Genomic DNA, 25116 nt, shown 5'->3' on the forward strand with positions numbered 1-25116 from the left:
CGAGGGGGTACTGTGCTGCCTTGACGGTGACCGGCCCCGTCGCCATCGTGCCGGCAGCGATCTTCTCCCCTACGAGGCCCCCATGCGCCGCGTTTCACTCCGTTCCGTCCTCGCCGCTGCGATCTGCCTGACCGGCCTCTCCGCCCAGGCGGCGGGCGGCCGCTATGTCAATCCCGCCGACCGGGCGGAAGAGCGCATCATCCCGATGTACGGCAATCTGCCGGCCTGCGAGGATCCGGCCGTGCTCGGCGAGATCACCAGCTGGTTCAACTCGCGCGAGGCCAAGTTCTGGGGCCCGCTTCAACTCGGCAGTTTCGACCGCATTCGGCCCATCGCCTGGCGGCCGTGGGGCGACGACTTCATTCCGCGCCGGTTCTGCACCGCCCGCGTGCTGACCAATGACGGCGTGCTGCGCCGGGTCGACTATTCCGTCCGGGAGAATCTCGGTCTGTTCGGCTGGACCTGGAACGTCAACTGGTGCGTCTCCGGCCTCGACCGCCACCGCTCCTACGCGCCCGATTGCCAGATGGCCCGCCCCTGATTCGGGCGCGATCATGCGATTGAACCGAATTGCTGCCGGCCTGCTGGCGCTCTGCGCGCTCGGCGGTTCAGCCGCAGCGCAGGGCCGCTATGATCGCGGCGGCACGCCGGGCGATTTCGATTTCTACGTGCTCGCCCTGTCATGGTCGCCGGGTTTCTGCGAACTCGACGGCGGGCGTGGGCGCAATCGCGAGCAATGCGCGCCGGGCGCCAATCTCGGTTTCGTCGTGCATGGGCTCTGGCCGCAATATGAGCGCGGCTTCCCCAGCGATTGCGGCCCCTCCGGCCGGAGCCCGTCGCGCATGGCGATGGAGCAGGTCGAAGGCCTGTTTCCGACCGAGAGCCTCGCCCGATATCAATGGCGCAAGCACGGCACCTGCTCGGGCTCGAGCCCGGCCGATTACTTCGCCGATGTCCGCCGCGCCCGCGAGAAGGTCAAGCTTCCGCCGGCGTTGACGGCGATCGACGGCGACCGGAGCTGGACGGCGCTCGATCTCGAACGGGCCTTCGTCGACGCCAATCCGGGCCTGCGCACCGACATGATGTCGGTGTCCTGCCGGCGCGGCGTGCTGGAGGAGGTGCGGATCTGCTTCAGCAAGGACCTGCGCGGCTTCCGTTCATGCCAGGAGGTCGACCGTTCGGGCTGCCGCGCCCGCGATTTCCGCGTCAACGCGATCCGCTGAGTCGATGAACTACCGTCACGGTTTCCACGCCGGCAATTTCGCCGATGTGCTCAAGCATGTCGTGCTCGTGCGCATCCTCACGCACCTCAACGCCAAGGACAAACCCTGGCGGGTGATCGACACCCATGCCGGCGCCGGCCGCTATGATCTCGGTTCCGAAGAGGCGCTGAGGACGCATGAATGGCGCGACGGCGTCGCGCGAATCGAGCAGGCGCCGCTCGCGCCCGCGGTCGAGGAGCTGCTGCAGCCTTGGCGCGCGGCGCTCGCCGCAGCGCGTGCCCGGCATGGCGCGGACACCTATCCGGGCTCGCCTTGGCTCTGCCGCCAGGCCATGCGCGAGGACGATCGCCTGATCGCCGCCGAGCTGCATGAGAACACCTTTCGCAAACTCGCCCAGGCGCTGGGCCGCGACGAACGCTGCAAGGCGCTCGAGATCGACGGCTGGACGGCGCTGCGCGCCAATGTCCCGCCCAAGGAGCGGCGTGGCCTTGTGCTGATCGATCCGCCCTTCGAGGAGAAGGACGAATTCGCGACGCTGGCGGCCGAATTCGTCGCCGCGCACCGCAAATGGCCGACCGGCATCTACGCGCTCTGGTATCCGCTCAAGGATGAGCGCGCGGCGGAAGGGCTGCTCGAGTCGATCCTCGATGCCGGTATCGGCCGCCTGCTCCGGCTCGAGATCGACGTCGACCGACCGGAGGCGGCCGGCGGTTTGAGCGCGACGGGGATGATCGTCGTCAATCCGCCCTGGCTGCTGGCGCAGGAAGCCGAGATTCTGCTGCCGGCCCTGTGCGATCGGCTCGCGCAGGGGCCCCGCCCGCGCTATCGCTGCGAGGCGATCCGCCCCGACGGCTGATTGCTTATTTCCGCCACCCCGAAGGCTGCTCCGATGCTGATCCTGCGCTCGTCTCCGACCTCGCCCTTTGGCCGCAAGATCAAGATCGCCATCGCCGAGCTCGGTTTGGAAGAGCGGATCGAGGTCATCGCGGCCGACACCGCGGATCCGGCCGATGCGCTGCGCCTCCAGAACCCGCTCGGCAAGGTTCCGACGCTCGTGTTCGAGGACGGCACGACGCTGTTCGACTCGCGTGTGATCGCCGAATATCTCGATCATCTCGCCGGCGGCGGCCGGCTCTTCCCGGCGGGGGAGGCGCGCTTCGCGCAATTGCGCCTGCAGGCGCTTGCCGACGGCATCTGCGATGCCGGGCTGTTGCAGGTCTACGAGATTCGCCTGCGGGCCGCCGAGATGCGCAGCCAGCCCTGGACGGAGAACCAGGCCGGCAAGGTCGCCAGGGCGCTTGCGGCACTCGAAGCCGCGCCGCCCGTCTACGACCGGCCGCGCATCGGCGAGATCGCGTTCGCCTGCGCCCTCGGCTATCTCGACCTGCGCTTCGACGGCCGCTGGCGCGCCAGCCATCCGGGGCTCGTCGCCTGGCTCGACGGTTTCGCCGCCAAGGTGCCGGCCTTCGAGGCGACGCGCTTCAAGGGCTGACTTCCCACGAAACTACGTTCGTCATCCCGGAGCTGCGCGGCTTCGCCGCTTGCCCGGGATGGCGAAGTGGTTCTCTCGACGGGCAGACAACAAAAAACCCGGTGGCCGAAGCCACCGGGTTCGTTCTGTCTCCGTGAGGAGAAAATCAGAACTTGTAGCTGAGGCGGGCGCGGACGACCGAGAAGTCGGTGCCGACCTTGGTGGCAGCGCCGAGGATGTTCTTCTCGCCGAGGTCGACGTACATGTACTCGACGCCGCCGATCAGGTTGTTGGTGAAAGCGTACTCAAGGCCGGCGCCGACGGCGAAGCCGCCGGTGTGGGTGCGGTCAGAGTTGAAGGCGAACGGACCGACGAGACCCGGGAACGAGGTCTTGACGTTGCCGTAAGCCCAACCACCGGTGGCGTACACCAGGAAGCGGTCGAAAGCGACGCCGGCGCGAGCGCGGACGGTGCCGTACCACTCGGTCTTGACGTTGACCAGGCCGAGGTTGTTGCCGCTGCTGAGGTCGGCGCCCTGGAAGTCAGCTTCCGCGCCGATCACGAACTGGCCGATCTGGTAGTTGTAGCCGACCTGGCCACCACCGACGAAGCCATCGAGATCGCCGACATTGGCGAAGCCGGCAGCGTTCACGTTGCCGAAGCCGTAGCCGGCGTTGGCACCGACGTAGAAGCCGGTCCAGGTGAAGACGGGAGCGTAGATCGGGGCAACGACCGGGCCCTTGCGGCTCGGCAGGTCGGCAGCGGAGGCAGCGCCGGCGGCGAGGAGGCCGAGGGCCGCAACGCCCGAGAGCAGATACTTCTTCATGACAAACTCCTTAGTCATCGTATTTTCCGGCGCTGGCCGGCGGGTGATCCCAGTAGGTTCGTTATAAGGCAGGTGACGGGCCGTGTCTGTTGCGGCGAGAACACATGTGCTGGTCAGACCGAGGCGAAATTGCGGCACGATCCGGAACAGGCAAGGCATAATGGTCAATTTCGGTTAGGCATTGTTAAGGTAGTCTGAATGGCTAACCGAATACTAACGCAACGGGAGCGACTACGGACGGCCATCACATAATCGCCCATGTCGGCTTTTGGTTCCGTCGCCGCTGCAGTCCCGTCATGCGCCGACTGCTTGCAGCCTGCCCCGGCGCATGCTTTAGCCAACTGGCCCCGCCTTTCCCGCCGAGACCTGCGTGCCCCCGCTTTCGATCTTCATCATCGCGCGCGACGAAGCCGATCGCATCGGACGCACGATAGCTGCGATCCGCGGCCTCAGCGATGACATCGTCGTGATCGATTCCGGCTCGACCGACGGCACCCAGGCCATCGCTACGAATCTGGGCGCCCGCGTGATCGAGCGCGACTGGCCGGGCTACGGCCCGCAGAAGCGTTTCGCCGAGGAGCAGTGCCGCCATCCCTGGCTGCTCAACCTCGATGCCGACGAGGTGACGCCGCTGGACCTCGCCGCCGAGATCGCCGCCCTGTTCGTCGAGGGCGAGCCGGCCTGCGACGCGTATCGCCTGCGCATTGCCGAGATTTTCCCGGGGGAGGGCGCGCCGCATCGCTTCGCCTATGCGCTCTCGCCGGTCCGTCTCTATCGGATCGACAAGGGGCGCTACTCGCCGTCCCCTGTGCATGACCGCGTCGACCTTTCGCCGGATGCGCGCGTCGGCACGCTCAAGGGCACGGTCCATCATTATTCGGTCCGCTCGCTCGGCGACCAGATGGACAAGCTCAATGCCTATAGCGACGCACAGGCCGACGACCTCGATGCGCGCGGCGAAACCCTCTCGGCCCTTCGGCTCGTCGCAGAGTTTCCGGCGAACTTCATCAAGGCCTATATCGGACGACGCCACGCCCTGCGCGGGGTCTACGGCTTCATGACCGCGATGAACTACGCCTTCTATCGTTATCTGCGCGTCGCCAAGCACTGGGAGCGCCGGCTCCTGCGCCGCAGCACCAACGGCGACGGACATGGCGGCTGAGGTCGCCCTCGTCACCGGCGGCGCCAGGCGCATCGGCCGCGCCATCGTGGAGCGCCTTGCCGGCGCCGGCTATGCAGTCGCCATCCATTGCAATGCGTCGCGAAGCGAAGCGCTGGCGCTGGCCGACCAGATCATCGCGGCAGGCGGGCGGGCCTATGTCGTCGTCGCCGATCTCGTCGATCCGGCGGCCGTCGAGCGAATCGTGCCGGAGGCCGAAGCAGCGCTTGGGCCTGTCAGCCTGCTGGTCAACAGCGCTTCGAGCTTCCTGATCGACGACTTGATGGCACTGGACGTGCCCACGTGGAATCGCCAGTTCTCGGTCAATCTGCGCGCGCCCTCCGTGCTCGCGGGCGCGATGGCCAAGCGCCTGCCGCAGGACCGGCAGGGCGCGATCGTCAACATCGTCGACCAGCGCGTCTGGAAGCTGACGCCGCAATATTACTCCTACACGCTGACCAAGGCGGCGCTGCTGACGGCGACGACGACGATGGCGCAGGCGCTGGCACCGCGCATTCGCGTCAACGCGGTCGGTCCGGGCCCAACCTTCGCCAATCCGCATGACGGCGAGGCGCTGCTGGCGGCGGAAGCCGGCGGCACGCCGCTCGGCCGCAAGGTCGAGGCCGACGACATCGCCGAGGCAGTGCTCTATCTGGCACGCGCCCGGGCGATCACCGGCCAGATGATCGCGGTCGATGCCGGCCAGCACATTGCCTGGCGCACGCCCGACATCGTCGACTGACGGCAGGCTGCTTCAGGCAGTCGCGTCGTTGCGATAGGCCGCCCGGCCGCTGGCAAGGGCATCGGCCAGGAGGTCGAGCCGGTCCTGCCCCCAGAAGATCTCGCCGTCCAGCACATAGCTCGGCGCGCCGAAGATGCCGGCCTCGACTGCCTCCGCGATCGCCGCCTGATAAGCCTGGCTGGTCGTCTCGCTGCCGGCCGCCTCGATCAGGCCTGCGGGATCGAGCCCGACCCGCTCGGCTGCGGCCAGGATCAGCTCGGGCTGTGACATGTTCTGCTCGCGGGCCCAGACGTCGGCCAGCACCTCTCCGATAAAGCCGGCCGGATCCTCGCCGCGCGCGATGACGGCGAGCACGATCCTGTCCCCCAGCGAGACGTCGTAGGGAAAGAATTTCGGGAACAGGGTCAGCGGCAGGCCGCGCTTGGCGCGCCAGCGCTGCAGCTCCTGCACGCGGTAACGCTGGCGCACCGGGTGCCGCTTCGGCAACGGCAACCCACCGGTCTCCTCGAAGACGGAGCGCAGCGGCGTCGGTCGATAGCGAACGGAAAGCCCGTGCTGCCTCGCCAAGTCGACGAAGGTGCCGTGACCGAGATAGGTCCAGGGCGAGAGTAGCGTGAAATAATAGTCGATCTGGCGGGGCATCGGTGACCTCGGGCAAGCAGGAGCCGCAAGGTGCCCACTGATGGCTGAGCCGGGCAAGCTTGCCCGGTGTGAATTGTCGTGATCGCTCCGATCAACATGACAATGGCGCCGCCGCCGGAGCGGCGGCGGCGCCATGATGAAAATGTCAGGCCGCCGCCTTGTTCTTGATGGCGCCGATGATCGCGGTGAGGATCGCGCCGCCGGCGCCGCCGCTGATCAGATTGGTGAGGATACTGCCGACGCTGAGATTGCCGCCCATCGCAGCCGCCGAGATCGCAGGCAGCAGAACGGGGATGAGCTGACCGAGTACGCCGCCGCCGACCAGGCCGGCGATGGTGTTGCCGATGGTGCCGATATCAAAGGTCGGCGAAGCCTTGCCGGCCGCATTACCACCGATCGCGCCTGCGACCAGGTTCATCAGGATCTGTTCCATGTTCAATCCCTCAGCCAAGGTGGATGACGAAGGGAGGATGACTCTCCATCATGACGTGCGCAACTCGGCATCGATGGAAACAGCGCCTGCAACGGTACGTTGCGCCGACTTACGAACCGGAATCACGAGCTCGTTGCGGCGCAAGCCGGGAGAAATGATCCCTAGCCCAGCGCAATCGCCGAGATCAGCCGGCCGTAATCGGCCTCCTGCCGGTGAGTCGTGCGGCGATAGCTGTAGAAGCGTGCCTCGTCGCCATAGGTGCACAGGCCCATGTCGTAGAAGCGGCCGATGCCAGCTTCCTGGGCCCGATGGGCGATGAAGGCCGGCAGGTCGAACATCGCATGCGCCGGCCGCTCCGAGGCGTGGAAGAAGCGGGCGAAGGTCGCGTTCTCGCCCTTGAAGCGTTCGACGAATTCAGGGCCGACCTCATAGGCTGCAGCGCTGATGGTCGGCCCGAGCACGGCGATGATTCGCTCGCGCCGAGCACCGAGCTTCTCCATCTCGGTGACGGTTGCGCCGATCACGCCCGAGAATGCGCCCTTCCAGCCGGCATGGGCCGCGCCGATCACGCCGGCCTCAGAGTCGGCGAACAGGATCGGGCCGCAATCGGCGGTGGAGACCCCGAGCGCAACACCATGGGCAGTCGTGACCATCGCATCGGCCCTGGGCCGCTCCGCCGGCCAGGGGCCGGTGACCACAGCCACATCCGGCGAATGCACCTGGTGGACGCTGACCAGTCGGTCACGCTCGACGCCCATCTGCTTGGCCATGCGGGCGCGGTTTTCGGCGATACCGGCCTGGTCGTCGTTCGAGCCGAGCCCGCCGTTCAGCGAGGCGTAGATTCCGCTCGAGACACCGCCCTCGCGGGTGAAGAAGGCATGGCGGATGCCGGGCTCATGAGTGAGATTGGGCGAGGTGATGAACATGGCGGCGCATCCATTTTAAAGGTCAGCCCTGCTCTGGCAGGCGATGAAGGTCAAATCCGGGCAGGAGCGGCAATTTCGGGTCGGCGACCACCGAGACCTTGAAGAGCTCGCCCATTGCCGTCGCCCCGGTTTCGACCAGGCGCTCGGCTCCGCTCGCAAGTGTCTCGGCCTGTGCCGGCGTCGCGCGGCGGGACAGTGATTCGAGCCGCTGTTGCAGACCGAGCGCCAACAGGAAGTCGCGCTGCGTGACGGCGCCATGTGCCGCCGCACCGGCGGCGAGCCCCGCCAGCGCCATCCGGGCGAAATCGACATGGACGGTGAGGTCGGCATCGCCGGGCTCGGCCAGCACGTCGACGAAGGCATGGTGCTTCAGCGCCTGCAGCGTGTCGCCGAAGCCGGAGCGGGCCGGCCCGTAATCGATGAACAGCCCGGCGCCACCCTCGGCGGCGACATGATGCGCGACGGCCGCGACTGCCTCCAGCGCTGCGGCGGGCTGTTCCAACACGGAGCCGAGCGGAGCTGCGATCGAGAGGGAATGGTCGGGCTCTGCCGACAAGCCGAAAACGAATCTGCCTTCGCCACCCCATCCGACCAGCCGCTCGCGCCAGCCTTCCGGCGTGCGGACGAACTGGTCTAGCGGCAGCGCGTCGAGGAATTCGTTGGCGACGACGATTGCCGGCCCTTCGAGCGCCTGCTCGACCCGGTCATGCCATTGTGGCGCTACGCTGCTTCCGGCCAGGGTCTCCCTTTGCCGCTCGCGCAGCACCGGGCTGGTCTCGACGAGATGGACCGACAGAGCCTCGCGAAAGCCCGGCAGGGCTCGCGCCGCCCGCAGCATGTCCTGCATCAGCGTGCCGCGCCCTGGGCCGAGCTCGACGAGGCGGATGGAGGCCGGCTCGCCCATTGCCTGCCAGACGCTCGCCGCCCATATTCCGATCAGCTCGCCGAAGATCTGGCTGATCTCGGGGGCGGTGGTGAAGTCCCCGTCCGCTCCGAACGGGTCCTGCTTCATGTAGTAGCCATGGCTGGGATGGCCGAGGCAGAGCGCCATGTAGCGGGAGATGCTGATCGGCCCCTCCTGGCGGATCAGCTCGGCAAGCTCCTGCGCCAGAAAATTCACGCTTTAGCCGGTTCCTGCCGCCGCAGGACCAGCACCAGGCCAGCGAGGAACAGCGGCACCGACAGCACCATGCCCATGGTCAGCCACTCCGTCCCGAACAGGAAGCCGAGCTGCGGATCGGGCTCGCGGTAGAATTCGCAGGCGGTGCGGGCGATGGCGTAGCCCATGCCGAACAGCCCGGCCGCAAGGCCTGGCCGCTTCAGCCCGCCCAGTTTGACCACGATCATCAGGATCACCAGTAGGAGAAGCCCCTCGCTGAAGGCCTCGTAGAGCTGGCTCGGATGGCGCGGCACCGGGCCGCCATGCGGAAACACGATCGCCCAGGGCACGTCCGGCGCCGGCCGCCCCCAGAGCTCGCCATTGACGAAATTGGCGATGCGGCCAAGGAACAGCCCGATCGGCGCCACCGCGGCCCCGAGATCAAGCGTCGAGAGCGGCGGATAACCGCGCCGCCGGGCGAAGACCCAGAGGCCTGCCGCAGCGCCCATGAGCCCGCCATGGAAGGACATTCCGCCCTTCCATACCGCGAAGATCTCCAGCGGATTGGCGAGATAGTCTCCGAGATTATAGAACAGCACGAAGCCGAGCCGGCCGCCGATCACGACGCCGAGCGCGGCGAAGAGCAGGAAATCGTCGAGCGAATCCGGGTCCGGCCGCGCCCGGCCGCCCCAGAGCCGCTCGGCCCCGGCGAGCCGGCGTGCATACCACCAGCCGCCGAGCAGGCCGGCGACATAGGCAAGCCCGTACCATTTGATCGAGAGCGGCCCGAGCTGGAGCGCGACCGGATCGATCATCGGGAAGGGAATGGCGAAGACGGGCATGGGCTTCTCGCACGGCTTAGGCGCGGCGGAGATGGCCGTGCCATGGCGACGCGGTCAAGTGAAAAGGCTGGAGCGTTCGGGCTGCACTGATCACCAAGCAGTCAGCGGCATCTGCCTTCGACCTGATAGGCGACACGGAAAGGACCGCCGTCGACGCCGAAGTTGGAGATGCACTCTGCCCGTTGGAATGGTGCGAAGAAACGATATGTCTTCCATTCCCACCCGACTGAACCGAAATATTGCCACCGGTCGGAGTCAGTGGCTCGGTACTCAGTCGGATTCATCAACCTAGGTGGCTGTCCTGGCTTGAACTCGACAGCTGAGAACCCGCCCATTCCATCGATGATGACGAGCCAATCTTCCGGCGTGATGTAGAGATTGGCATGCGTCTGCGGACCCCAGTCATCCCACATCTTTTCGGATAGGGAGCCATTTTTCGTTTCAACGATCAGATAGTAATGAGGGCTGATTCCAGTGATGCTCCAAACCTGAAAATGCGCAGTCGCCCCAGCAATTGGTAGCGCGATAGCGACCTCCCGCGCCGGTCGGGCGACACTGAAGCCGACGACCAGCACCAGAGCGACGATCACTAGTCCAAATAGCTTGCCCATGCAGCGGCCTTGGCACAGGGCCATAGCGGCTTCAAGGCAGATCAGGGGTTCAGCCCCGCCCGCGCACTCGTGCCTCCGCCAGCAGCGGCTCTGCGGACAGTTCCGGCGAGGCCGGCGGCAGGTCGGTCGGCAAATGGTGCTGGATCGTCAGCACCAATTCGTCGAAGCCGTTGTCATAGGTCGAGAAACGCAGGCGCGGCCCCTCGAAGGAGGAAATCCAGAGATAGCCGGTCCACTCGACACCGATCCGGGCGAGCTCGTGCCAGCTCATCGTGATCGTCCGGCCTGTTATTGTCCGGCGCTCGATGCGCTGGCTGTTCCAGCGCACCTGTTCGACCAGCGCCTGGGCCGCCAGGAACAGGGTCAGGCCGGCGAAGGCGCCGGTGAAGAGCAGCCCCGAGGTCCGATCGACGCGCTCGCCCCAGACCACCAGTGTCGCGACCGCGGTGATCAGCAGGCCGGCGAACAGGCCGAGCCAGAAATACGGGCCGGGCGTCAGGTATTTCCATTCGCCATGTCGCCGTGCCCGCCGCCGCTGCAGGCAGACGCAGAGCGCGGTCACCGCCATGAAAGCCGGAACGAACAGCGCGATCTTCGTCAGGACATCGACGGACATGGACGGCCTCGGGCGAAGCGGAGCCTGCTTCTACCGAATCTTGCAGGAAGCCCGAAATGCAACCCTTCGGAATGGCAAAGGATTCCTTGCCCGATTCCTGGCGCAATGCAGCGCGGAATCCTTCGGTCGGAACCGAAGCGTTCGTGCTCTGGCCAGATCAAACCGCCTGATAGCCTGCGGCCTGCCACGCAGGAGAATCCGATGAAGCGAGAGATCATTCGTGTCGAGCCGTTCTCGGCCTGGGGCGAGCGCCTGGAAGTACCGTTCTCGCCGATGGTCCGCCATGGCGAGACCCTATACGTCTCGGGCATGCCCCCCTTCGATCCTGCCACCGGCGAGATCGTCCAGGCGCCGATCGAACGCCAGACGGAAATCGTGCTGGAGCAGATGAAGCTCTGTCTCGAAACCGCCGGCTCGTCGCTGGCGAACGTGCTCAAATGCAATGTCTATTGCACGTCCCCCGACAAGTTCGCCGCCGTCAACGCGGTCTATGCCCGGTATTTTCCCAAGGACCCGCCAGCCCGCATCTTTCTCTGCGTGCCGGTCTGGTTCGGACCCTTCGACATCGAGATCGACTGCATTGCTGCAGCCTAAGGAACAGCGCCGGCGCGGCGATCGCACTCCTGACATGACGAAACAGCCTGCCCATCCTACATCAGGGGTATGAATCGCGAACGCCCCGACATGCCGGACATCGAGATCGAGGACGAGGAGGATGTGCCTTCCACGCCCGAGCCGACGCTCGACCTCGGCGACGCGGCGCCGAGCGCGCTCAAGGCTGGCATCGAGATCATCGCCGACTTCGCCAAGCATCTGCCGAACCGGCCCGGCGTCTACCGGATGTTCGACCGTGCCGGCGAGGTTCTCTATGTCGGCAAGGCCAAGAGCCTGAAGAACCGGGTCACCGCCTATGCCCGCGGCATGGCGCACACCAATGCGGTGGCGCGCATGATCGCCGAGACGGCGAACATGGAGTTCGTCACCACCGGCACCGAGACCGAGGCGCTGCTGCTCGAATCGAACCTGATCAAGCAGCTCAGGCCGCGCTACAACGTGCTGCTGCGCGACGACAAATCCTTCCCCTATATCTTCCTCTCGGGCGACCATCCGGCGCCGCAGATCGCCAAGCATCGTGGCTCGCGCCAGCGCAAGGGCGACTATTTCGGCCCCTTCGCCTCGGTCTGGGCGGTCGAGCGCACCATCGATGCGCTGCAGAAGGCCTTCCTGCTGCGCTCCTGTTCGGACAGCTATTACGAGAACCGCACGCGGCCCTGCCTGCTCTTCCAGATCAAGCGCTGCTCCGGCCCCTGCACCGGCGAGATCTCGCATGGCGACTATCAGGGCCTCGCGGACCAGGCGCGCGACTTCCTCTCCGGCCGCTCCTCGGCGGTGAAGGAGCTGCTCTCCAAGCGCATGCAGGCCGCGGCCGAGGAACTCGAATTCGAGAAGGCGGCGCGCTACCGCGACCGGCTGGCGGCGCTCTCGGCCGTGCAGGCCGGGCAGGACATCAATACGCAAGGGGTGGAAGAGGCCGACGTCTTCGCCATCGACGAGCAGGCCGGGCAGTTCTGCGTCGAGATCTTCTTCTTCCGCAACAAGCAGAACTGGGGCAACCGCGCCCTCTTCCCGCGCGCCGACAAGAGCCTGACCCCGGCCGAGGTGCTGGCCTCCGTCGTCACCCAGTTCTACGACGACAAGCCGCCGCCGAGACTCGTCCTGCTCTCGCACGAATTGGCGGAGGCCGACCTCATCGCGCAGGCTCTTTGCGAGCGCGCGGGCCGCAAGGTCGAGCTCGCGACGCCCAAGCGCGGCGAGCGGCGCGACCTCGTCGCCCATGCGCAGAAGAACGCGCATGAGGCGCTCGCTCGCAAGCTCGCCGACAGCGCCGGCCAGCAGAGCCTGCTCAATGCGCTCGGCGTCGCCTTCGGTCTGGAGAAGGCGCCGCGCCGCGTCGAGGTCTACGACAACTCGCACATCATGGGGACGAACGCGGTGGGCGGCATGGTCGTCGCCGGGCGGGACGGCTTCATGAAGAGCCATTACCGCACCTTCAACATCTCCTCCGACACCATCGCCGGCGACGATTTCGGCATGATGCGCGAGGTGCTGAAGCGCAGGTTCACGCGGCTGGCGAAGGAGAGCGCGGCTGCTTCCGGCCCAACCGAGGAGGCGCGGGAGCCCTCTCCCCTTGTGGGGGAGGGGTGGGAGGGGGGTATCGCACCCGCAAACGCTCCTGAGCCCAGCTCACCTGATGTCCAGAGTGGCATACCCCCCTCTCTGGCTCTCCCCCACAAGGGGGGAGAGGATGCGCCTCCTCCTGAAGCGCCTGAACCCGTTCAAGACGCCGAAGACGATACCGCCTTCCCCTCCCGGCCCGATCTCGTCATCGTCGACGGCGGCAAGGGGCAGTTCGAGGCTGCCAGAAAGATTATGGCCGAATGCGGCGTGACCGACATTGCGCTCGTCGCCATCGCCAAGGGCGAGGACCGCAACGCCATGCGCGAGACCTTCTTCATGGTCGGCAAGGAGCCGTTCAAGCTGCCGCCGCGCGATCCGGCCCTGTTCTTCATCCAGCGCCTGCGCGACGAGGCGCACCGATTCGCCATCGGCACGCACCGCGCCAAGCGCAAGCGCGACATCAAGTCGAACCCGCTCGACGAGATTCCGGGCATCGGGCCCTCGCGCAAGCGGGCGCTCCTGCTGCATTTCGGCACGGTGAAGGCGATCCAGCGCGCTAAGCTCGACGACCTGATGCGTACTCCCGGCGTCAACGCGGCGACCGCAAAGGCGGTGCATGCGCACTTCCATGAGCATTGATCGGAGCCCATCCTGCAGCCCTCATCCTGAGGAGCCGCGAGAGCGGCGTCTCGAAGGATGCATCAGGAGGCTCCGGAACCAGCTGGACCATCCTTCGGGACGCACTCCTGCCGAGCACTCCTCAGGATGAGGGCTGGGAAATGGTTTGGTCGTGCCTGTGATGAATTGCTGGGTCACACTCTTGCGTGTTGACGCTGTCATGAAGGGGCTGCTTTGGTGAGCGTCGTGACGAGTCTCAACGAAGCCATCCGCCGCCGGGGACCATGGTCCCTGCCGAACCTCCTCACCTACGGCCGGATCCTCGCGATTCCGGCGCTGGTGGCGCTGCTGTTCTGGCCCTGGGACGCCTGGGCGCGCTGGACGGCATTGGCGATATACGTCGTCGCCGCCGTCACCGACTATCTCGACGGCTGGCTCGCCCGTAGCTGGGGCCAGCAATCGGCCATCGGCCGTATGCTAGACCCGATCGCCGACAAGCTGCTGGTCTGCGCCCTGCTGCTGATGCTCGTCCATACCGAGACCATCAAGGGCTGGGCGGTGTGGGCGGCGATCGTCATCCTCTGCCGCGAGATTCTGGTCTCCGGCCTGCGCGAGTTCCTGGCCGAGCTCAAGGTCAGCGTCCCCGTCAGCAAGGTGGCGAAATACAAGACTACGGCACAGCTGTTCGCGCTCGGCTTCCTCGTCGCCGGCCCTGCCGGTGACAAGGTCCTGCCCCATAACACCCAGATCGGGATCGTGATGCTGTGGATCGCGGCGCTGCTGACGATCTACACCGGCTGGGATTATCTGAATTCCGGCATCCGCCATCTCGTCCAGGAGGACGAGCGCACGTCATGAGCACGACCGTCACCGAGCCCGCCAGCTTGCGGCTGGTCTATTTCGCCTGGGTGCGCGAGCGCATCGGCCTGACCGATGAGACCGTCACGCCGCCGCCCGGCACCGCGACCATTGCCGATCTGGTGCGCTGGCTGAAGACGCGTGGCGAGGGCTATGAGCTCGCCTTCGAGAACGAGGCGATCGTGCGCGCCGCGATCGACCAGACCCATGCCAAGCCGGCGACGACGATCACCGGGGCGCGCGAGATTGCCTTCTTCCCGCCGATGACCGGTGGCTGAAGCCAGAGCATGATGCGAAAAAGTGGGAACCGGTTTTTCGCAAGAATCATGCGACCGTAGGGCCACCATGACGCCGCTCGTCCGCATCCAGCGCGAGGATTTCGACATCGGCGCCGAGATCGCGGCGCTGACGGCCGGCAATCCCAATATCGGCGCCGTGGTCAGCTTCGCCGGCCTATGCCGCGACGAGAGTGGTCGACTCGCCGCGCTCGAGCTCGAGCATTATCCCGGGATGGCCGAGGCCGAGATCGCCCGCGTCGCGACCGAGGCGGCCGAGCGCTGGCCGCTCTTCGGCCTTCTTGCCATCCACCGCTTCGGGCTGATCAAGCCCGGCGAGCAGATCGTGCTGGTGATCGCCGCGTCGAGCCATCGCCGCGAGGCCTTCGAGGCCGCCGATTTCCTGATGGACTATCTCAAGACCCGCGCCCCGTTCTGGAAGCGCGAGCACCTCGCCGACGGCACGCTCGGCGGTTGGGTCGAAGCCAAGGCGGATGACGATGATTCGGCGAAACGTTGGGAGCAAGCGCCCTGAGGTGCTGAAGTCGCTTCTTGTGGGCAGTGCATTGGCCATGCTGCCGGCGCTCGCCCAGGCGGCGAGCCCTGAGCCGAAGGGCTTTCGCGACTGGATGGCCGGCTGCGACAATCTCAAGAGTTGCACGGCGCTGTCCGTACCCTCCGACGCTGTCGATACGACGGCTTATCTGCGCCTGGAGCGCCCCGCGGGGCCGGACGGTGCGTCCAAACTGGTCTTGCGGCTGCGCGGCGAGTGGCAGAAGCCGCCGCTGGCGGTCGCGCTCAAGCTGGATGGCGTCGCCTTCCCCGCCGGCGGCAAGGCCATGCCGGTCACGGCCGATGCCGACCTGGCTTCAGTGGCCTTCCAGCCGGCCGAGACGGCAGCGTTCATCGAAGCGGCACGCAAGGCGACGAAGCTGTCGGTGGCGGCTCCCGGCGTATTGGCGGAGGTCTCGCTCTCCGGCGCCGTCGCGGCGCTGCTCTGGATCGACGAGCAGCAGGGCCGGCTCAACACGCCCTCGGCCCTGATTCGGAAAGGCAGTGTCGGCACCGCTCCCGCCGCGCCGGCCCTGCCGGTGGTCACGGCGAAGCCGGCGAGCGGCACACTCTCGGAGAAGAACGGGAAGGCCCTCGCCACGGCGCTCCGCAAGCAGATCAAGCAGCGCGATCCCGATCAGTGCGAGGATGGCGAGATGACGACGAAGCATGACCAGGCATGGCCGCTCGACGGCAAGCGCAGCCTCGTCTCGCTCACCTGCTCGCTCGGCGCCTACAACGCCTCCAACGCCTTCTGGATCGTCGAAAACGGCGCAGTGGCGAGCGCCAGGCCGGTCGAGTTCCCGCAGAACGACGACAGCGAGAAGAACGTGCTGATCAATGGCGAGTTCGAGCCGAAGACCGGCCGCATCGACTATTTCGCCAAGGGGCGCGGCATCGGCGATTGCGGCGCCGCCGGCGGCTATGCCTGGACCGGCACGAGCTTCGCCCTGACCGGGTTCAGCATGATGGGCGAATGCCGCGGCATCGGCTCGGACGACTGGATCACGCTGTTCCGCAGCGAGGTCAGGACTGCGAAATAGGCGCTTTCGCCCGCCATCGCCTCGACCAGCAAAGACATCGTCGTGCTCGGGCGAGCATGGCGACAATGCACGAGCGACTCTGAAAAGATGTCGAGCACGATGGCAAGAAAAAAGGCCGGCGTCCCGAAGGAGCCGGCCTAGAAGTTTGAAACATTCAGCGCAAAAGCGCCAAACATCTCAGAGGGGAACGGCTGGAACGAACTCAACGCCGGGAGGAGATGCGGAGCCCGTTCCGAACAACCGTGGACTGAATATCGGGCAGACCCTGCCTTTTCGCAATGCAGCATTGGGCGGGTCGGTTATGCGCTGGCAACATGACTCATTGCTAGAATTCGTCACAATTGCGAAGAGACCGCGCGTGGCACGCATGCGCAGCCGGCGTAAGGCCAGGCGCTGCCGGGATTTGCGGCAGCGCCTGCTTGTCGTTTAATACGTCCAGCGCTGCGACTTCTGGATCAGGAAATCACGGAAGACCTGCACGCGGGCGACCGATTTCATCTCCTCCGGATAGACCAGATAGCTTTCGAGCTGCGGCATCTCGGTCTCGCGCATCAGCTGCACGAGCGGCGAGCCGGCCTCGATCAGGTAGTCGGGCAGGATGGCGATACCGGCACCCGAATCGACCGCGCGCTTCATCGCCGTGATATTGTTGACGGTGAGATGAATCGGACGCGGATTGCGCTGGTCGCGGCCGAGCGTGCCGAGCCAGTGCACCGCCGTCAGATAGGACGGCGAGGAGGCGCCGAAGGATAGCAGCCGGTGGTTGTCGAGCTCCTCATAGGTCTTCGGCTCGCCGAAGCGCTTGATATAGGNCGGCTGGCGCAGGCGAATCGCGATGTCGGCCTCGCGCATCGAGAGGTCGAGTTCCTCGTCGGTGAGGATCAGCTCGACCTTGATGTCGGGGTAGAGATCGAGGAACTCGGCAAGCCGCGGCGTCAGCCAGTGCCCCCCGAGGCCGCGCGTAGCGGTGACCTTGAGCTCGCCTGACGGATGCTCGCGCGTCTCCGAGAGCTGGGCGCGCGTCCGCTCCAGGCGCTGCGTCATCTCGCGCGCAGCGCGCCAGAGCAGTTCGCCCTGCTCGGTGAGAATGAGGCCACGCGTGTGCCGATGGAACAGCGGAGCGCGCAATTCACGCTCCAGTGCTCCGATCTGGCGGCTTACGGCAGACTGGCTGAGGCCCAGCACGTCGCCGGCTTTGGTGAAGCTTCCAGATTCAGCAACCGTGTAGAATATGCGAATGCGGTCCCAATCCACCGCTTTCCCCCCGTGTTATGCGTTCAGCGCATGATGGGGGGTATAGGGCAGTCAGGTCAACGACTGCTTTGCCGGGGCGGTTGATTTTAGCCCTTAATATCGTGCTGGAACTGATCAATTCCAGTGATGGATGCGTGTTCTCGCTATTCCGCCGCCTCGCGCACGCCGAGTTGCTGGGCCATCAGCCAGCGTTCGGCGTCGAGTGCTGCCATGCAGCCGAGTCCGGCCGCCGTCACGGCCTGGCGATAATGCTCGTCGGTGACGTCGCCGGCGGCGAAGACACCGGCGACATTCGTCTGAGTCGTGCCGGGCGTGACGTCGAGATAACCCGATTCGTTCATGGCGAGCTGACCGGCGAAGAGCTCGGTCGCCGGCTTGTGGCCGATCGCGACGAAGATGCCGTCGGTCGCAAGGTCACTCAGCGCACCTGTCTTCAGGTCGCGCAGCCGGACATGCGTGACGGAGGGCGGCTGTGTGCCGCCGAGGATCTCGGCGACCTCGGCGTTCCAGACCAGCTTGATTTTCGGGTGCTTGAACAGGCGCTCCTGCATCACCTTCTCGGCGCGCAGCGAATCGCGCCGGTGCACCAGCGTGACCTTGCTGGCGAGATTGGCGAGGTAGAGCGCCTCTTCGACCGCAGTGTTGCCGCCGCCGACCACGACGACCTCCTTGTTACGGAAGAAGAAGCCGTCGCAGGTGGCGCAGGCCGAGACGCCGAAGCCCTGGAAGGCCTGCTCCGAGGGCAGGCCGAGCCACTTGGCCTGGGCGCCGGTCGCGACGATCAGCGAATCGCAGGAATAGGTCTCGCCGCCATCGCCCCAGAGCCGGAAGGGCTGCTGCGAGAGGTCGACGCGGGCGATGTGGTCGGAGACCATCTTCGTGCCCATGTGCTCGGCCTGGGCGCGCATCTGCTCCATCAGCCAGGGGCCCTGGATGACGTCGGCGAAGCCGGGATAGTTCTCGACATCGGTGGTGATCATCAGCTGGCCGCCGGCCTGCAGGCCGGAGATCAGCACCGGCTCGAGCATGGCGCGGGCGGCATAGATCGCGGCGGTGTAGCCGGCCGGGCCGGAACCGATGATCATCACCTTGGCGTGGATATGGGCCATTTCTTCGCTTCCTGAGCCGGCACGAGCCGGTGATATCGGTATCGGGGTAGCCTCACGCCAGCCCCGTCGCAGCCTTGTGACGCCGCCAGCCGTCAAGCACGGCTGCGGCGATTGTTCCGGTCGAATCTAGCGGTTGGTAAGGCCCGCCTTCAAGCTTGCCCTGGAAATGATGCACAGCGCCGTAGCGCTTCAGCGCTTCCAGGAACTTCGCCAGCTTGCCGTGGCCGCCATGTGGCTCGAACACCAGGATCGGCACCCCGGTCGCCGTAGCCTCGCCGATCATATTGGTGGAATCGGCGGTGGCGACGATGACGTCGGCATTGGCGAGCAGCGGCACATAGGGGTTGGCGCCGGAGCCGTCCCACCACCAGCCGCCATGGCGGCGGAAGACCTCGCCGATCGCGGCGTCGAGCGCCGGCGGGGTCCGGCGCGAGCGCGAGCCCATCAGTGCCACGCCGGAGGCGGCGAGGGCATCGAGCTCACGCGCGAAGCGCTCGATATCCTCCGGCCGGAAGCTATGGTGGCGGCTGTCGCCGCCGACGAGGACGGCGGCGCGAGGCGAGGGCAGGGCGGCGATCTCGGGTAAGGGCACGGCCCGGGCAGCGGTCAGCGCCTGCGGCGCCAGCCGGTGGGGCGAGGTGATCGTCACCAGCACGTTCTCGCCACGCAGGCGATCGTGCTCGGAAACCCAGATCAAGTCGGCGGTGCCTGTCCCGGTGCGCGGGTCTTTCAGGAAGACGGTGAAGGTGGCGCCGTTCGAAGCCTTCTTGACGGCGCGCAGATAGGCGACGGCGCGGCGCCCGGAGGCGATGGCGATATCGGGGAAAGGCGGGCGGATCGGGCTACGCGGTCGATCCGCCCCCTCGCGCGGGTCGATCGGCCCGCGCGGCATCAGCCAGCTCCAGGGCTTGCCGGGATTGACCCGGCGGACCTCCGGAATCGCGCCCATGCGCTCGGCGACGCCGAGGCATTGCACCTCGTCGCCGGCCTTGCCGTCGGTCAGCACCCAGAGGGAAGGCGTCGGTTCTGTCGGCACGGTCGGCTCGCCCCGGATTGACGTGGTCGATGCCTTGTAACGCGTCGATGGCGCGTCTACACCAGCGCGGCTATTTTTCAGGAGGATTTGTGCGCGCCAAACTCGACGAGATCGATCTCCGTATCCTGACGGAGCTGCAGAGCGACGGGCGCATGACCAATGTCGAGCTCTCGAGCCGGGTCGGCATCTCGCCGCCGCCCTGCCTCAGGCGCGTGCGCGCGCTTGAAGAGGCCGGCGTCATCACCGGCTACCGGGCGCTGCTCGATGAACGAAAACTCGGCATCGAGGTGGTCTGCTTCGCCTTTGTCCATCTCGCCAGCCAAGCCGAGGCCGATCTCGCCGCTTTCCAGAGCCGGATTCGCGAATGGTCGCTGGTGCGCGAGTGCTGGACGCTGTCGGGCGACATCGACTTCATCCTCAAATGCGTCGCGGCCGACCTGAAGGCCTTCCAGGATTTCGTCGCCGACCTGACGGCACTGCCGAACGTGCGCAATGTCCGCACCGCGCTGGCGCTCGACCGGGTCAAGGACGAGCCGATCGTGCCTTTGTAAGAACGCCTTCACCGGATCACGCGTCATGCTCGGGCTCGACCCGAGCATCTCAGGCCGGAAGAAGCTCCGATAGCGCCTCTCGTCNCCCCCTGATGCCTAGCCGCCGACCGCGCGCCTGATCCACTGGGCGTTGCTGCCGACCAGCGCCTCGACCCGGCGCTGATTCACATCGGGGCGATACCAGGCCCCGCCGAAGCTCGGCGACATTATGGCGAGGATCGGGTAGCGGGCGATCTCGCGGCCGTCGGCGCCGACCAATACGGCTTCGCTTTCCAGGGTGTCGTTGCCGAGGGTGGCGGCCTGCCCGCCGGCATAGCTCGTCAGGTATAATCCTGTGACGCTGACCTGCAGGGTCGCGCCGCGGCCGCCGCCAGCGGTGCGAAGGCTGGCGAGCTCGCGCTCCAGCATCGGCTTGATCAGTGCTGCGGTGGCGCTCTGCCCCTTGGCCGCCAGCGGAGCGGTGTCGACGCGAACGGCGCCGATGGCGACGGGCGGAGCGGTCAGAGCCGTCGTCTGGCAGCCTGCCAGCACGGCGGCGGCGAGGCTCGTTAGCAGGGCGCGGCGTGCGAGCATCGTCTCAGGCCCCGAGATAGCGCTTGATCCACTGGGCGTTGTTCTCGAGCAGGGCGGCGACTCGGCGCTGGTCGACATCCTGCCGATACCAGGCGCCGCCCGAGGACGAGAGCAGCATCGAACGGATTTCGCGGCTGAAGAGCACGCGGCCGCGATCGACCACCTCGGCGAGGCTGTCCATATTGTCATTGCTGGCCCCCTCGCCAGCGCTGCCGCCGCCGACCGAGGCGGCGAGCCACAGGCCCTGTAGCGTGACATGGAGGGTGGGGCCGCCGCGTTGGCGCAAGGGCGCGAGCTGGCGTGCCAGTTCCTGTTCCATGGCGCGCGCGATCCGCGGCGCATTCTCGCCCCAGCCTTGCGGGCCCAGGAGACGTGCATCGACCTTGATGGCGCCGATCGAAACGGCTTGCGCCAGGGCTGGAAACGAAACGAGCCCGCCGGCAGCGAGCACGGCGGACCCGGTGAGAAAAACGCGGCGCGTGGTCATTGGGGCAGTCTCCGGCGGCAGTCAGGTCCTCAATGTAGGAGCTGCCGCCGGGCTGGCCAAGCGGTGGCGTCAGCGAAAGGCGACGCTGACGACCTCGTAGGACTTGCCGCCGCCCGGCGTGTTGACGTGGACGGAATCGCCGACCTTCTTGCCGATCAGCGCGCGCGCGATCGGCGAGCCGATCGAGACCTTGCCGGACTTCACGTCCGACTCTGGCTCGCCGACGATCTGGTAGAGCTTCTCTTCCTCGGTGTCGTCGTCGATCAGCTTGACCGTGGCGCCGAACTTGATCGTGTCGCCGCCGAGCTTGCTGACATCGATGATGTCGGCCCGGCCGATCAGCGATTCGAGTTCCATGACGCGGCCCTCGTTCAGCGACTGGGCTTCCTTGGCGGCATGGTATTCGGCGTTCTCGGAGAGGTCGCCCAGCGCGCGCGCTTCGGCGATCGCCTGGATGATGCGCTGGCGCTCGACCTGCTGGCGCTGCTTCAATTCGACCTCGAGGGCGGCGAAGCCACCCGCCGTCATAGGAACCTTTTCCATCGTCCCGTCCCAATTATAAAAAACGAATACGCGCGCCGGCTGTGGCCGACGCGCCCGCATCGCTCCGATCGTCAGAAAACTATTTCGCCGCGCAGCCGGTCAGGCAGCGCGGACGAAATAGGATTGCAGCGACCTCACTTCGAGATCGCCGCTGCAATAGGCCTTGATGCCCTCTGCCGCAGCGATCGCTCCGGCCAAGGTGGTATAATAGGGCACCTTGTGCAAGAGGGCCGCGCGGCGCAGCGAACGCGAGTCAGCAAGCGCCTGTGGACCGTCGGTGGTGTTGAAGACGAGCTGGATCTCGCCGTTCTTGATCGCGTCGACGACGTGCGGGCGACCTTCCAGCACCTTGTTGATCTTGCTGGCGCGGATGCCGTGTTCCTGCAGCAGGCGCAGGGTGCCGCCGGTGGCGACGATCTGGAAGCCGAGTTCGGCCAGGATCGCCATGGACGGCAGGATGCGCGGCTTGTCCTCGTCGCGGACCGAGACGAAGACCGTGCCCTTGACTGGCACTTTCGAGCCGGCGCCGAGCTGGCTCTTGGCAAAGGCGACGTCGAAGGAGCGGTCGAGGCCGATGACCTCGCCGGTCGAGCGCATCTCCGGTCCGAGGAGGACGTCGACGCCGGGGAAGCGGGCGAAGGGGAACACCGCCTCCTTCACGCCGACATGCTCGAGCTTCTCCTGTTTCAGGTCGAAGCTCGCGAGCTTCTCGCCGGCCATCAGGCGTGCCGCGATCTTGGCGATCGGCTTGCCGATCACCTTGGCGACGAAGGGCACGGTGCGCGAAGCGCGCGGGTTGACCTCGAGCACATAGATGTCGCCGTCCTTGATGGCGTACTGCACGTTCATCAGGCCGCCGACGTCCAGCGCCAGCGCCATGGCGCGGGTCTGGCGCTCCAGTTCGGCGATGGTCTCGGGGCTGAGCGAGCGCGGCGGCAGCGAGCAGGCCGAATCGCCGGAGTGGATGCCGGCCTCCTCGATATGCTCCATGATGCCGGCGATGAAGGCGTCCTTGCCGTCGCAGAGGCAGTCGACGTCGACCTCGATCGCATCCGAGAGATAGCGGTCGAACAGCAGCGGGTTCTTGCCGAGCACGGTGTTGATCTGGCCGGTCTTGTCGTTCGGGTACTTGGCCTTGACCTCGGAGGGGATCAGCGAGGGCAGCGTGCCGAGCAGGTAGTCCTCGAACATCACCTCGTCGCGGATGATCGCCATGGCGCGGCCGCCGAGCACATAGGACGGGCGCACCACGAAGGGCAGGCCGAGCTCGGCCGCGATCAGGCGCGACTGCTCGACCGAATAGGCGATGCCGTTCTTCGGCTGCTTGAGATGCAGCTTGTCGAGCAGGCGCTTGAAGCGGTCGCGGTCCTCGGCGAGGTCGATCGCGTCGGGCGTGGTGCCGAGGATCGGGATGCCGGCCTCTTCCAGCGCATGGGCCAGCTTCAGCGGGGTCTGGCCACCGAACTGGACGATGACGCCGTGCAGCGTGCCGTTCTGCTTCTCGGTCTCGAGGATCTCGAGGACGTCCTCGGCGGTCAGCGGCTCGAAATAGAGCCGGTCCGAGGTGTCGTAATCGGTCGAGACCGTCTCGGGATTGCAGTTGACCATGATGGTCTCATAGCCCGCGTCGCGCAGGGCGTAGCAGGCATGGCAGCAGCAATAGTCGAACTCGATGCCCTGGCCGATGCGGTTCGGCCCGCCGCCGAGGATGACGACCTTCTTGGCGGAGGAGGGCTGGGCCTCGTCCGCCGGCGCGCCGGCGAACGGCATGGCGTAGGTCGAGTACATATAGGCCGTCGGCGAGGCGAACTCGGCGGCGCAGGTGTCGATGCGCTTGTAGACGGGGCGCACCTTCAGCGACCGGCGCAGCGTCCTGACCTCGGCTTCGCTCTTGCCGGCGACGGCGGCGAGGCGCTTGTCGGAGAAGCCCATCGCTTTCAGCTGGCGGAAGGCGATCGGGGTCTGCGGCAGGCCGTATTTGCGGACCTTTTCCTCGGCGTCGACGATGCCGCGCATCTGCTCCAGGAACCAGGGATCGATCTTGCAGCTCTCGTGGATCTGCTCGTCGGTGAAGCCGAAGCGCATCGCCTGGGCGACATGGAGGATGCGGTCCGGCGTCGGGACCGAGAGCGCGGCCTTGATCGCGTTCCTGTCGTCGCCGTGGCCCATGCCCTCGACCTCGATCTCGTCGAGCCCATCGAGCCCGGTTTCGAGAGAGCGCAGCGCCTTCTGCAGCGATTCCTGGAAGGTCCGGCCGATCGCCATGGCCTCGCCGACCGACTTCATCGCGGTGGTCAGCGTCGGCTCGGCGCCGGGGAACTTCTCGAAGGCGAAGCGGGGGATCTTGGTGACGACATAGTCGATCGTCGGCTCGAACGAGGCCGGGGTGGCGCCGCCGGTGATGTCGTTCTCGATCTCGTCGAGCGTGTAGCCGACGGCGAGACGCGCCGCGACCTTGGCGATCGGGAAGCCGGTGGCTTTGGACGCCAGGGCCGAAGAGCGCGAGACGCGCGGGTTCATCTCGATGACGATCATCCGGCCGCTCTCCGGATCGACGGCGAACTGCACGTTCGAGCCGCCGGTCTCGACGCCGATCTCGCGCAGCACCGCCAGCGAGGCGTCGCGCATGATCTGGTATTCCTTGTCGGTCAGCGTCAGCGCCGGGGCGACGGTGATCGAATCGCCGGTGTGGACGCCCATCGGGTCGAAGTTCTCGATCGAGCAGACGATGATGCAGTTGTCGGCCTTGTCGCGGACGACCTCCATCTCGTATTCCTTCCAGCCGAGGACGCTCTCCTCGATCAGGACCTCGCTGGTCGGCGAGGCGTCCATGCCGCGTTCGACGATGTCGATGAACTCGCTCTTGTTGTAGGCGATGCCGCCGCCGGTGCCGCCCATGGTGAAGGACGGGCGGATGATGGTCGGCAGGCCGATATCCTCCAGCGCCTCGAGCGCGGCGCCGAGCGTCTTGACGTGATGCGAGCGCGGGGTCGAGAGGCCGATCTTGGTCATCGCCTCGCGGAAGCGCTCGCGATCCTCGGCCTTGTCGATCGCGTCGGCGGTGGCGCCGATCATCTCGACGTCGAACTTTTCCAGCACGCCCATCTTCTGCAGCGAGAGAGCGCAGTTCAGCGCGGTCTGGCCGCCCATGGTCGGCAGCAGGGCGAAGCCGCCCGGCAGGACGTTGCGCTCCTTCTCGATGATCTTGGCAACGATCTCGGGCGTGATCGGCTCGACATAGGTCGCGTCCGCCAGGTCCGGATCGGTCATGATCGTCGCCGGGTTCGAGTTGACCAGGACGATGCGGTAGCCTTCGGCCTTCAGCGTCTTGCAGGCCTGGGTGCCGGAATAATCGAACTCGCAGGCCTGGCCGATGATGATGGGGCCGGCGCCGATGATCAGGATCGTCTTGATGTCTGTGCGCTTGGGCATGGGCTCGACCGGTTCCG

At 66.4% G+C, this 25116-nt stretch carries 28 protein-coding genes and 1 pseudogene; 13 read left to right on the forward strand and 16 right to left on the reverse strand.

What is annotated here, in order from left to right; translation table 11 throughout:
* Positions 1-82 precede the first annotated feature (82 nt).
* The 4 genes from ASE66_RS16425 to ASE66_RS16440 are packed head-to-tail and all read left to right on the forward strand — an operon-like array spanning position 83 to position 2715.
* On the forward strand, positions 83-541 hold the full coding sequence (locus ASE66_RS16425; RefSeq protein ID WP_057190765.1) for a hypothetical protein: 459 nt from the start codon (positions 83-85) through the stop codon (positions 539-541).
* 13 nt (positions 542-554) lie between these two features.
* A complete protein-coding gene (locus ASE66_RS16430; RefSeq protein ID WP_057190766.1) occupies positions 555-1223 on the forward strand; it encodes a ribonuclease T2 family protein in 669 nt (222 codons plus the stop codon).
* A gap of 4 nt (positions 1224-1227) precedes the next feature.
* Complete coding sequence (locus tag ASE66_RS16435; protein WP_057190767.1) at positions 1228-2079, forward strand: 23S rRNA (adenine(2030)-N(6))-methyltransferase RlmJ; 852 nt, start codon at positions 1228-1230, stop codon at positions 2077-2079.
* A 33-nt stretch (positions 2080-2112) separates the two neighbouring features.
* Positions 2113-2715 (forward strand): glutathione S-transferase family protein, encoded by a 603-nt coding sequence (locus tag ASE66_RS16440; RefSeq protein ID WP_057190768.1) that lies wholly within the window; start codon positions 2113-2115, stop codon positions 2713-2715.
* 145 nt (positions 2716-2860) lie between these two features.
* Here the strand turns inward: ASE66_RS16440 and ASE66_RS16445 are convergent, their stop codons facing one another.
* Positions 2861-3520, reverse strand: a complete 660-nt coding sequence (locus ASE66_RS16445; protein ID WP_057190769.1) for an outer membrane protein — start codon at positions 3518-3520, stop codon at positions 2861-2863.
* 370 nt (positions 3521-3890) lie between these two features.
* On the opposite strand from ASE66_RS16445, the gene ASE66_RS16450 reads away from it, so the two are divergent.
* Together ASE66_RS16450 and ASE66_RS16455 are read left to right on the forward strand one after the other, a co-directional pair.
* Positions 3891-4682: a glycosyltransferase family 2 protein gene (locus ASE66_RS16450; protein ID WP_057190770.1), complete on the forward strand. Its 792-nt coding sequence runs from the start codon at positions 3891-3893 to the stop codon at positions 4680-4682.
* Positions 4672-5421, forward strand: coding sequence for an SDR family oxidoreductase (locus ASE66_RS16455; RefSeq protein WP_057190771.1), 750 nt, complete (start codon positions 4672-4674; stop codon positions 5419-5421). Before ASE66_RS16450 ends, ASE66_RS16455 begins: the two co-directional genes overlap by 11 nt.
* A gap of 12 nt (positions 5422-5433) precedes the next feature.
* On the opposite strand, the gene ASE66_RS16460 is transcribed toward ASE66_RS16455, so the two are convergent.
* From ASE66_RS16460 to ASE66_RS16490, 7 genes are all read right to left on the reverse strand, one after another.
* Positions 5434-6063 carry a 2-hydroxychromene-2-carboxylate isomerase gene (locus tag ASE66_RS16460; protein WP_057190772.1) on the reverse strand — a complete coding sequence of 210 codons (630 nt, stop codon included), beginning with the start codon at positions 6061-6063 and terminating at the stop codon, positions 5434-5436.
* Positions 6064-6208: 145 nt separating this feature from the next.
* Entirely contained in the window at positions 6209-6496 is a 288-nt protein-coding gene (locus ASE66_RS16465) for a hypothetical protein (RefSeq protein WP_057190773.1), read from the reverse strand.
* 161 nt (positions 6497-6657) lie between these two features.
* Positions 6658-7422 carry a peptidoglycan editing factor PgeF gene (gene pgeF, locus ASE66_RS16470; RefSeq protein WP_057190774.1) on the reverse strand — a complete coding sequence of 255 codons (765 nt, stop codon included), beginning with the start codon at positions 7420-7422 and terminating at the stop codon, positions 6658-6660.
* Positions 7423-7444: 22 nt separating this feature from the next.
* Positions 7445-8542 (reverse strand): class I SAM-dependent methyltransferase, encoded by a 1098-nt coding sequence (locus ASE66_RS16475; RefSeq protein WP_057190775.1) that lies wholly within the window; start codon positions 8540-8542, stop codon positions 7445-7447.
* Positions 8539-9363: a prolipoprotein diacylglyceryl transferase gene (gene lgt / locus ASE66_RS16480; protein ID WP_057190776.1), complete on the reverse strand. Its 825-nt coding sequence runs from the start codon at positions 9361-9363 to the stop codon at positions 8539-8541. Before lgt ends, ASE66_RS16475 begins: the two co-directional genes overlap by 4 nt.
* Before the next feature lie 101 nt (positions 9364-9464).
* On the reverse strand, positions 9465-9974 hold the full coding sequence (locus ASE66_RS16485) for a hypothetical protein (RefSeq protein ID WP_156412193.1): 510 nt from the start codon (positions 9972-9974) through the stop codon (positions 9465-9467).
* 49 nt (positions 9975-10023) lie between these two features.
* Positions 10024-10590, reverse strand: a complete 567-nt coding sequence (locus tag ASE66_RS16490; RefSeq protein ID WP_057190778.1) for a hypothetical protein — start codon at positions 10588-10590, stop codon at positions 10024-10026.
* A 201-nt stretch (positions 10591-10791) separates the two neighbouring features.
* Between ASE66_RS16490 and ASE66_RS16495 the strand changes: the two genes are divergently transcribed.
* The 6 genes from ASE66_RS16495 to ASE66_RS16520 all read left to right on the forward strand — a co-directional run bounded on the left by ASE66_RS16495 (position 10792) and on the right by ASE66_RS16520 (position 16114).
* Positions 10792-11184: a RidA family protein gene (locus ASE66_RS16495; protein ID WP_057190779.1), complete on the forward strand. Its 393-nt coding sequence runs from the start codon at positions 10792-10794 to the stop codon at positions 11182-11184.
* A 90-nt stretch (positions 11185-11274) separates the two neighbouring features.
* The gene (uvrC, locus tag ASE66_RS16500; RefSeq protein WP_244494949.1) at positions 11275-13407 is read left to right on the forward strand and encodes an excinuclease ABC subunit UvrC; all 2133 of its coding nucleotides are present in this window, start codon (positions 11275-11277) and stop codon (positions 13405-13407) included.
* A 225-nt stretch (positions 13408-13632) separates the two neighbouring features.
* Entirely contained in the window at positions 13633-14244 is a 612-nt protein-coding gene (pgsA, locus tag ASE66_RS16505; protein ID WP_057191107.1) for a CDP-diacylglycerol--glycerol-3-phosphate 3-phosphatidyltransferase, read from the forward strand.
* Between the two features lie 26 nt (positions 14245-14270).
* A complete protein-coding gene (gene moaD, locus ASE66_RS16510; RefSeq protein ID WP_057191108.1) occupies positions 14271-14522 on the forward strand; it encodes a molybdopterin converting factor subunit 1 in 252 nt (83 codons plus the stop codon).
* Positions 14523-14589: 67 nt separating this feature from the next.
* Positions 14590-15054, forward strand: coding sequence for a molybdenum cofactor biosynthesis protein MoaE (locus tag ASE66_RS16515; RefSeq protein ID WP_057190781.1), 465 nt, complete (start codon positions 14590-14592; stop codon positions 15052-15054).
* Position 15055: 1 nt separating this feature from the next.
* Complete coding sequence (locus ASE66_RS16520; protein WP_162262498.1) at positions 15056-16114, forward strand: DUF1176 domain-containing protein; 1059 nt, start codon at positions 15056-15058, stop codon at positions 16112-16114.
* A gap of 426 nt (positions 16115-16540) precedes the next feature.
* Here ASE66_RS16520 and ASE66_RS33255 read toward each other — a convergent pair.
* The 4 genes and pseudogenes from ASE66_RS33255 to ASE66_RS16535 all read right to left on the reverse strand — a co-directional run.
* Positions 16541-16926 (reverse strand): LysR substrate-binding domain-containing protein (locus ASE66_RS33255; protein WP_244494950.1); only part of this gene is annotated, 386 nt, incomplete at its 5' end.
* A 1-nt stretch (position 16927) separates the two neighbouring features.
* Positions 16928-17368: pseudogene (locus tag ASE66_RS33260) on the reverse strand (LysR family transcriptional regulator); the annotation flags it as partial.
* Between the two features lie 143 nt (positions 17369-17511).
* Positions 17512-18477 (reverse strand): thioredoxin-disulfide reductase, encoded by a 966-nt coding sequence (trxB, locus tag ASE66_RS16530; RefSeq protein ID WP_057190784.1) that lies wholly within the window; start codon positions 18475-18477, stop codon positions 17512-17514.
* A gap of 52 nt (positions 18478-18529) precedes the next feature.
* Positions 18530-19513, reverse strand: coding sequence for a mitochondrial fission ELM1 family protein (locus tag ASE66_RS16535; RefSeq protein WP_244494951.1), 984 nt, complete (start codon positions 19511-19513; stop codon positions 18530-18532).
* Between the two features lie 89 nt (positions 19514-19602).
* On the opposite strand from ASE66_RS16535, the gene ASE66_RS16540 reads away from it, so the two are divergent.
* Positions 19603-20064, forward strand: a complete 462-nt coding sequence (locus tag ASE66_RS16540) for an Lrp/AsnC family transcriptional regulator (protein ID WP_156412195.1) — start codon at positions 19603-19605, stop codon at positions 20062-20064.
* A gap of 96 nt (positions 20065-20160) precedes the next feature.
* Here the strand turns inward: ASE66_RS16540 and ASE66_RS16545 are convergent, their stop codons facing one another.
* The 4 genes from ASE66_RS16545 to carB all read right to left on the reverse strand — a co-directional run bounded on the left by ASE66_RS16545 (position 20161) and on the right by carB (position 25099).
* Entirely contained in the window at positions 20161-20637 is a 477-nt protein-coding gene (locus ASE66_RS16545) for a hypothetical protein (protein WP_057190787.1), read from the reverse strand.
* A 4-nt stretch (positions 20638-20641) separates the two neighbouring features.
* A complete protein-coding gene (locus ASE66_RS16550) occupies positions 20642-21124 on the reverse strand; it encodes a hypothetical protein (protein WP_057190788.1) in 483 nt (160 codons plus the stop codon).
* A 69-nt stretch (positions 21125-21193) separates the two neighbouring features.
* The gene (greA, locus tag ASE66_RS16555; RefSeq protein WP_057190789.1) at positions 21194-21667 is read right to left on the reverse strand and encodes a transcription elongation factor GreA; all 474 of its coding nucleotides are present in this window, start codon (positions 21665-21667) and stop codon (positions 21194-21196) included.
* A 99-nt stretch (positions 21668-21766) separates the two neighbouring features.
* The gene (carB, locus tag ASE66_RS16560) at positions 21767-25099 is read right to left on the reverse strand and encodes a carbamoyl-phosphate synthase large subunit (RefSeq protein ID WP_057191109.1); all 3333 of its coding nucleotides are present in this window, start codon (positions 25097-25099) and stop codon (positions 21767-21769) included.
* Positions 25100-25116: the final 17 nt, after the last annotated feature.

Source organism: Allobosea sp. Root483D1 (assembly GCF_001429505.1).
In the GTDB taxonomy this organism is placed as follows: Bacteria; Pseudomonadota; Alphaproteobacteria; order Rhizobiales; family Beijerinckiaceae; genus Allobosea.

Coding starts and splice junctions, on each gene's coding strand:
- ASE66_RS16465 (WP_057190773.1), bottom strand. CDS start 6,496: ATGGAACAGATCCTGATGAACCTGGTCGCAGGCGCGATCGGTGGTAAT.
- ASE66_RS16485 (WP_156412193.1), bottom strand. CDS start 9,974: ATGGGCAAGCTATTTGGACTAGTGATCGTCGCTCTGGTGCTGGTCGTC.
- lgt (WP_057190776.1), bottom strand. CDS start 9,363: ATGCCCGTCTTCGCCATTCCCTTCCCGATGATCGATCCGGTCGCGCTC.
- ASE66_RS16425 (WP_057190765.1), top strand. CDS start 83: ATGCGCCGCGTTTCACTCCGTTCCGTCCTCGCCGCTGCGATCTGCCTG.
- ASE66_RS16435 (WP_057190767.1), top strand. CDS start 1,228: ATGAACTACCGTCACGGTTTCCACGCCGGCAATTTCGCCGATGTGCTC.
- pgeF (WP_057190774.1), bottom strand. CDS start 7,422: ATGTTCATCACCTCGCCCAATCTCACTCATGAGCCCGGCATCCGCCAT.
- ASE66_RS16460 (WP_057190772.1), bottom strand. CDS start 6,063: ATGCCCCGCCAGATCGACTATTATTTCACGCTACTCTCGCCCTGGACC.
- greA (WP_057190789.1), bottom strand. CDS start 21,667: ATGGAAAAGGTTCCTATGACGGCGGGTGGCTTCGCCGCCCTCGAGGTC.
- ASE66_RS16545 (WP_057190787.1), bottom strand. CDS start 20,637: ATGCTCGCACGCCGCGCCCTGCTAACGAGCCTCGCCGCCGCCGTGCTG.
- ASE66_RS16440 (WP_057190768.1), top strand. CDS start 2,113: ATGCTGATCCTGCGCTCGTCTCCGACCTCGCCCTTTGGCCGCAAGATC.
- ASE66_RS16490 (WP_057190778.1), bottom strand. CDS start 10,590: ATGTCCGTCGATGTCCTGACGAAGATCGCGCTGTTCGTTCCGGCTTTC.
- ASE66_RS16495 (WP_057190779.1), top strand. CDS start 10,792: ATGAAGCGAGAGATCATTCGTGTCGAGCCGTTCTCGGCCTGGGGCGAG.
- ASE66_RS16445 (WP_057190769.1), bottom strand. CDS start 3,520: ATGAAGAAGTATCTGCTCTCGGGCGTTGCGGCCCTCGGCCTCCTCGCC.
- ASE66_RS16455 (WP_057190771.1), top strand. CDS start 4,672: ATGGCGGCTGAGGTCGCCCTCGTCACCGGCGGCGCCAGGCGCATCGGC.
- ASE66_RS16430 (WP_057190766.1), top strand. CDS start 555: ATGCGATTGAACCGAATTGCTGCCGGCCTGCTGGCGCTCTGCGCGCTC.
- carB (WP_057191109.1), bottom strand. CDS start 25,099: ATGCCCAAGCGCACAGACATCAAGACGATCCTGATCATCGGCGCCGGC.
- uvrC (WP_244494949.1), top strand. CDS start 11,275: ATGCCGGACATCGAGATCGAGGACGAGGAGGATGTGCCTTCCACGCCC.
- ASE66_RS16550 (WP_057190788.1), bottom strand. CDS start 21,124: ATGACCACGCGCCGCGTTTTTCTCACCGGGTCCGCCGTGCTCGCTGCC.
- ASE66_RS16515 (WP_057190781.1), top strand. CDS start 14,590: ATGACGCCGCTCGTCCGCATCCAGCGCGAGGATTTCGACATCGGCGCC.
- trxB (WP_057190784.1), bottom strand. CDS start 18,477: ATGGCCCATATCCACGCCAAGGTGATGATCATCGGTTCCGGCCCGGCC.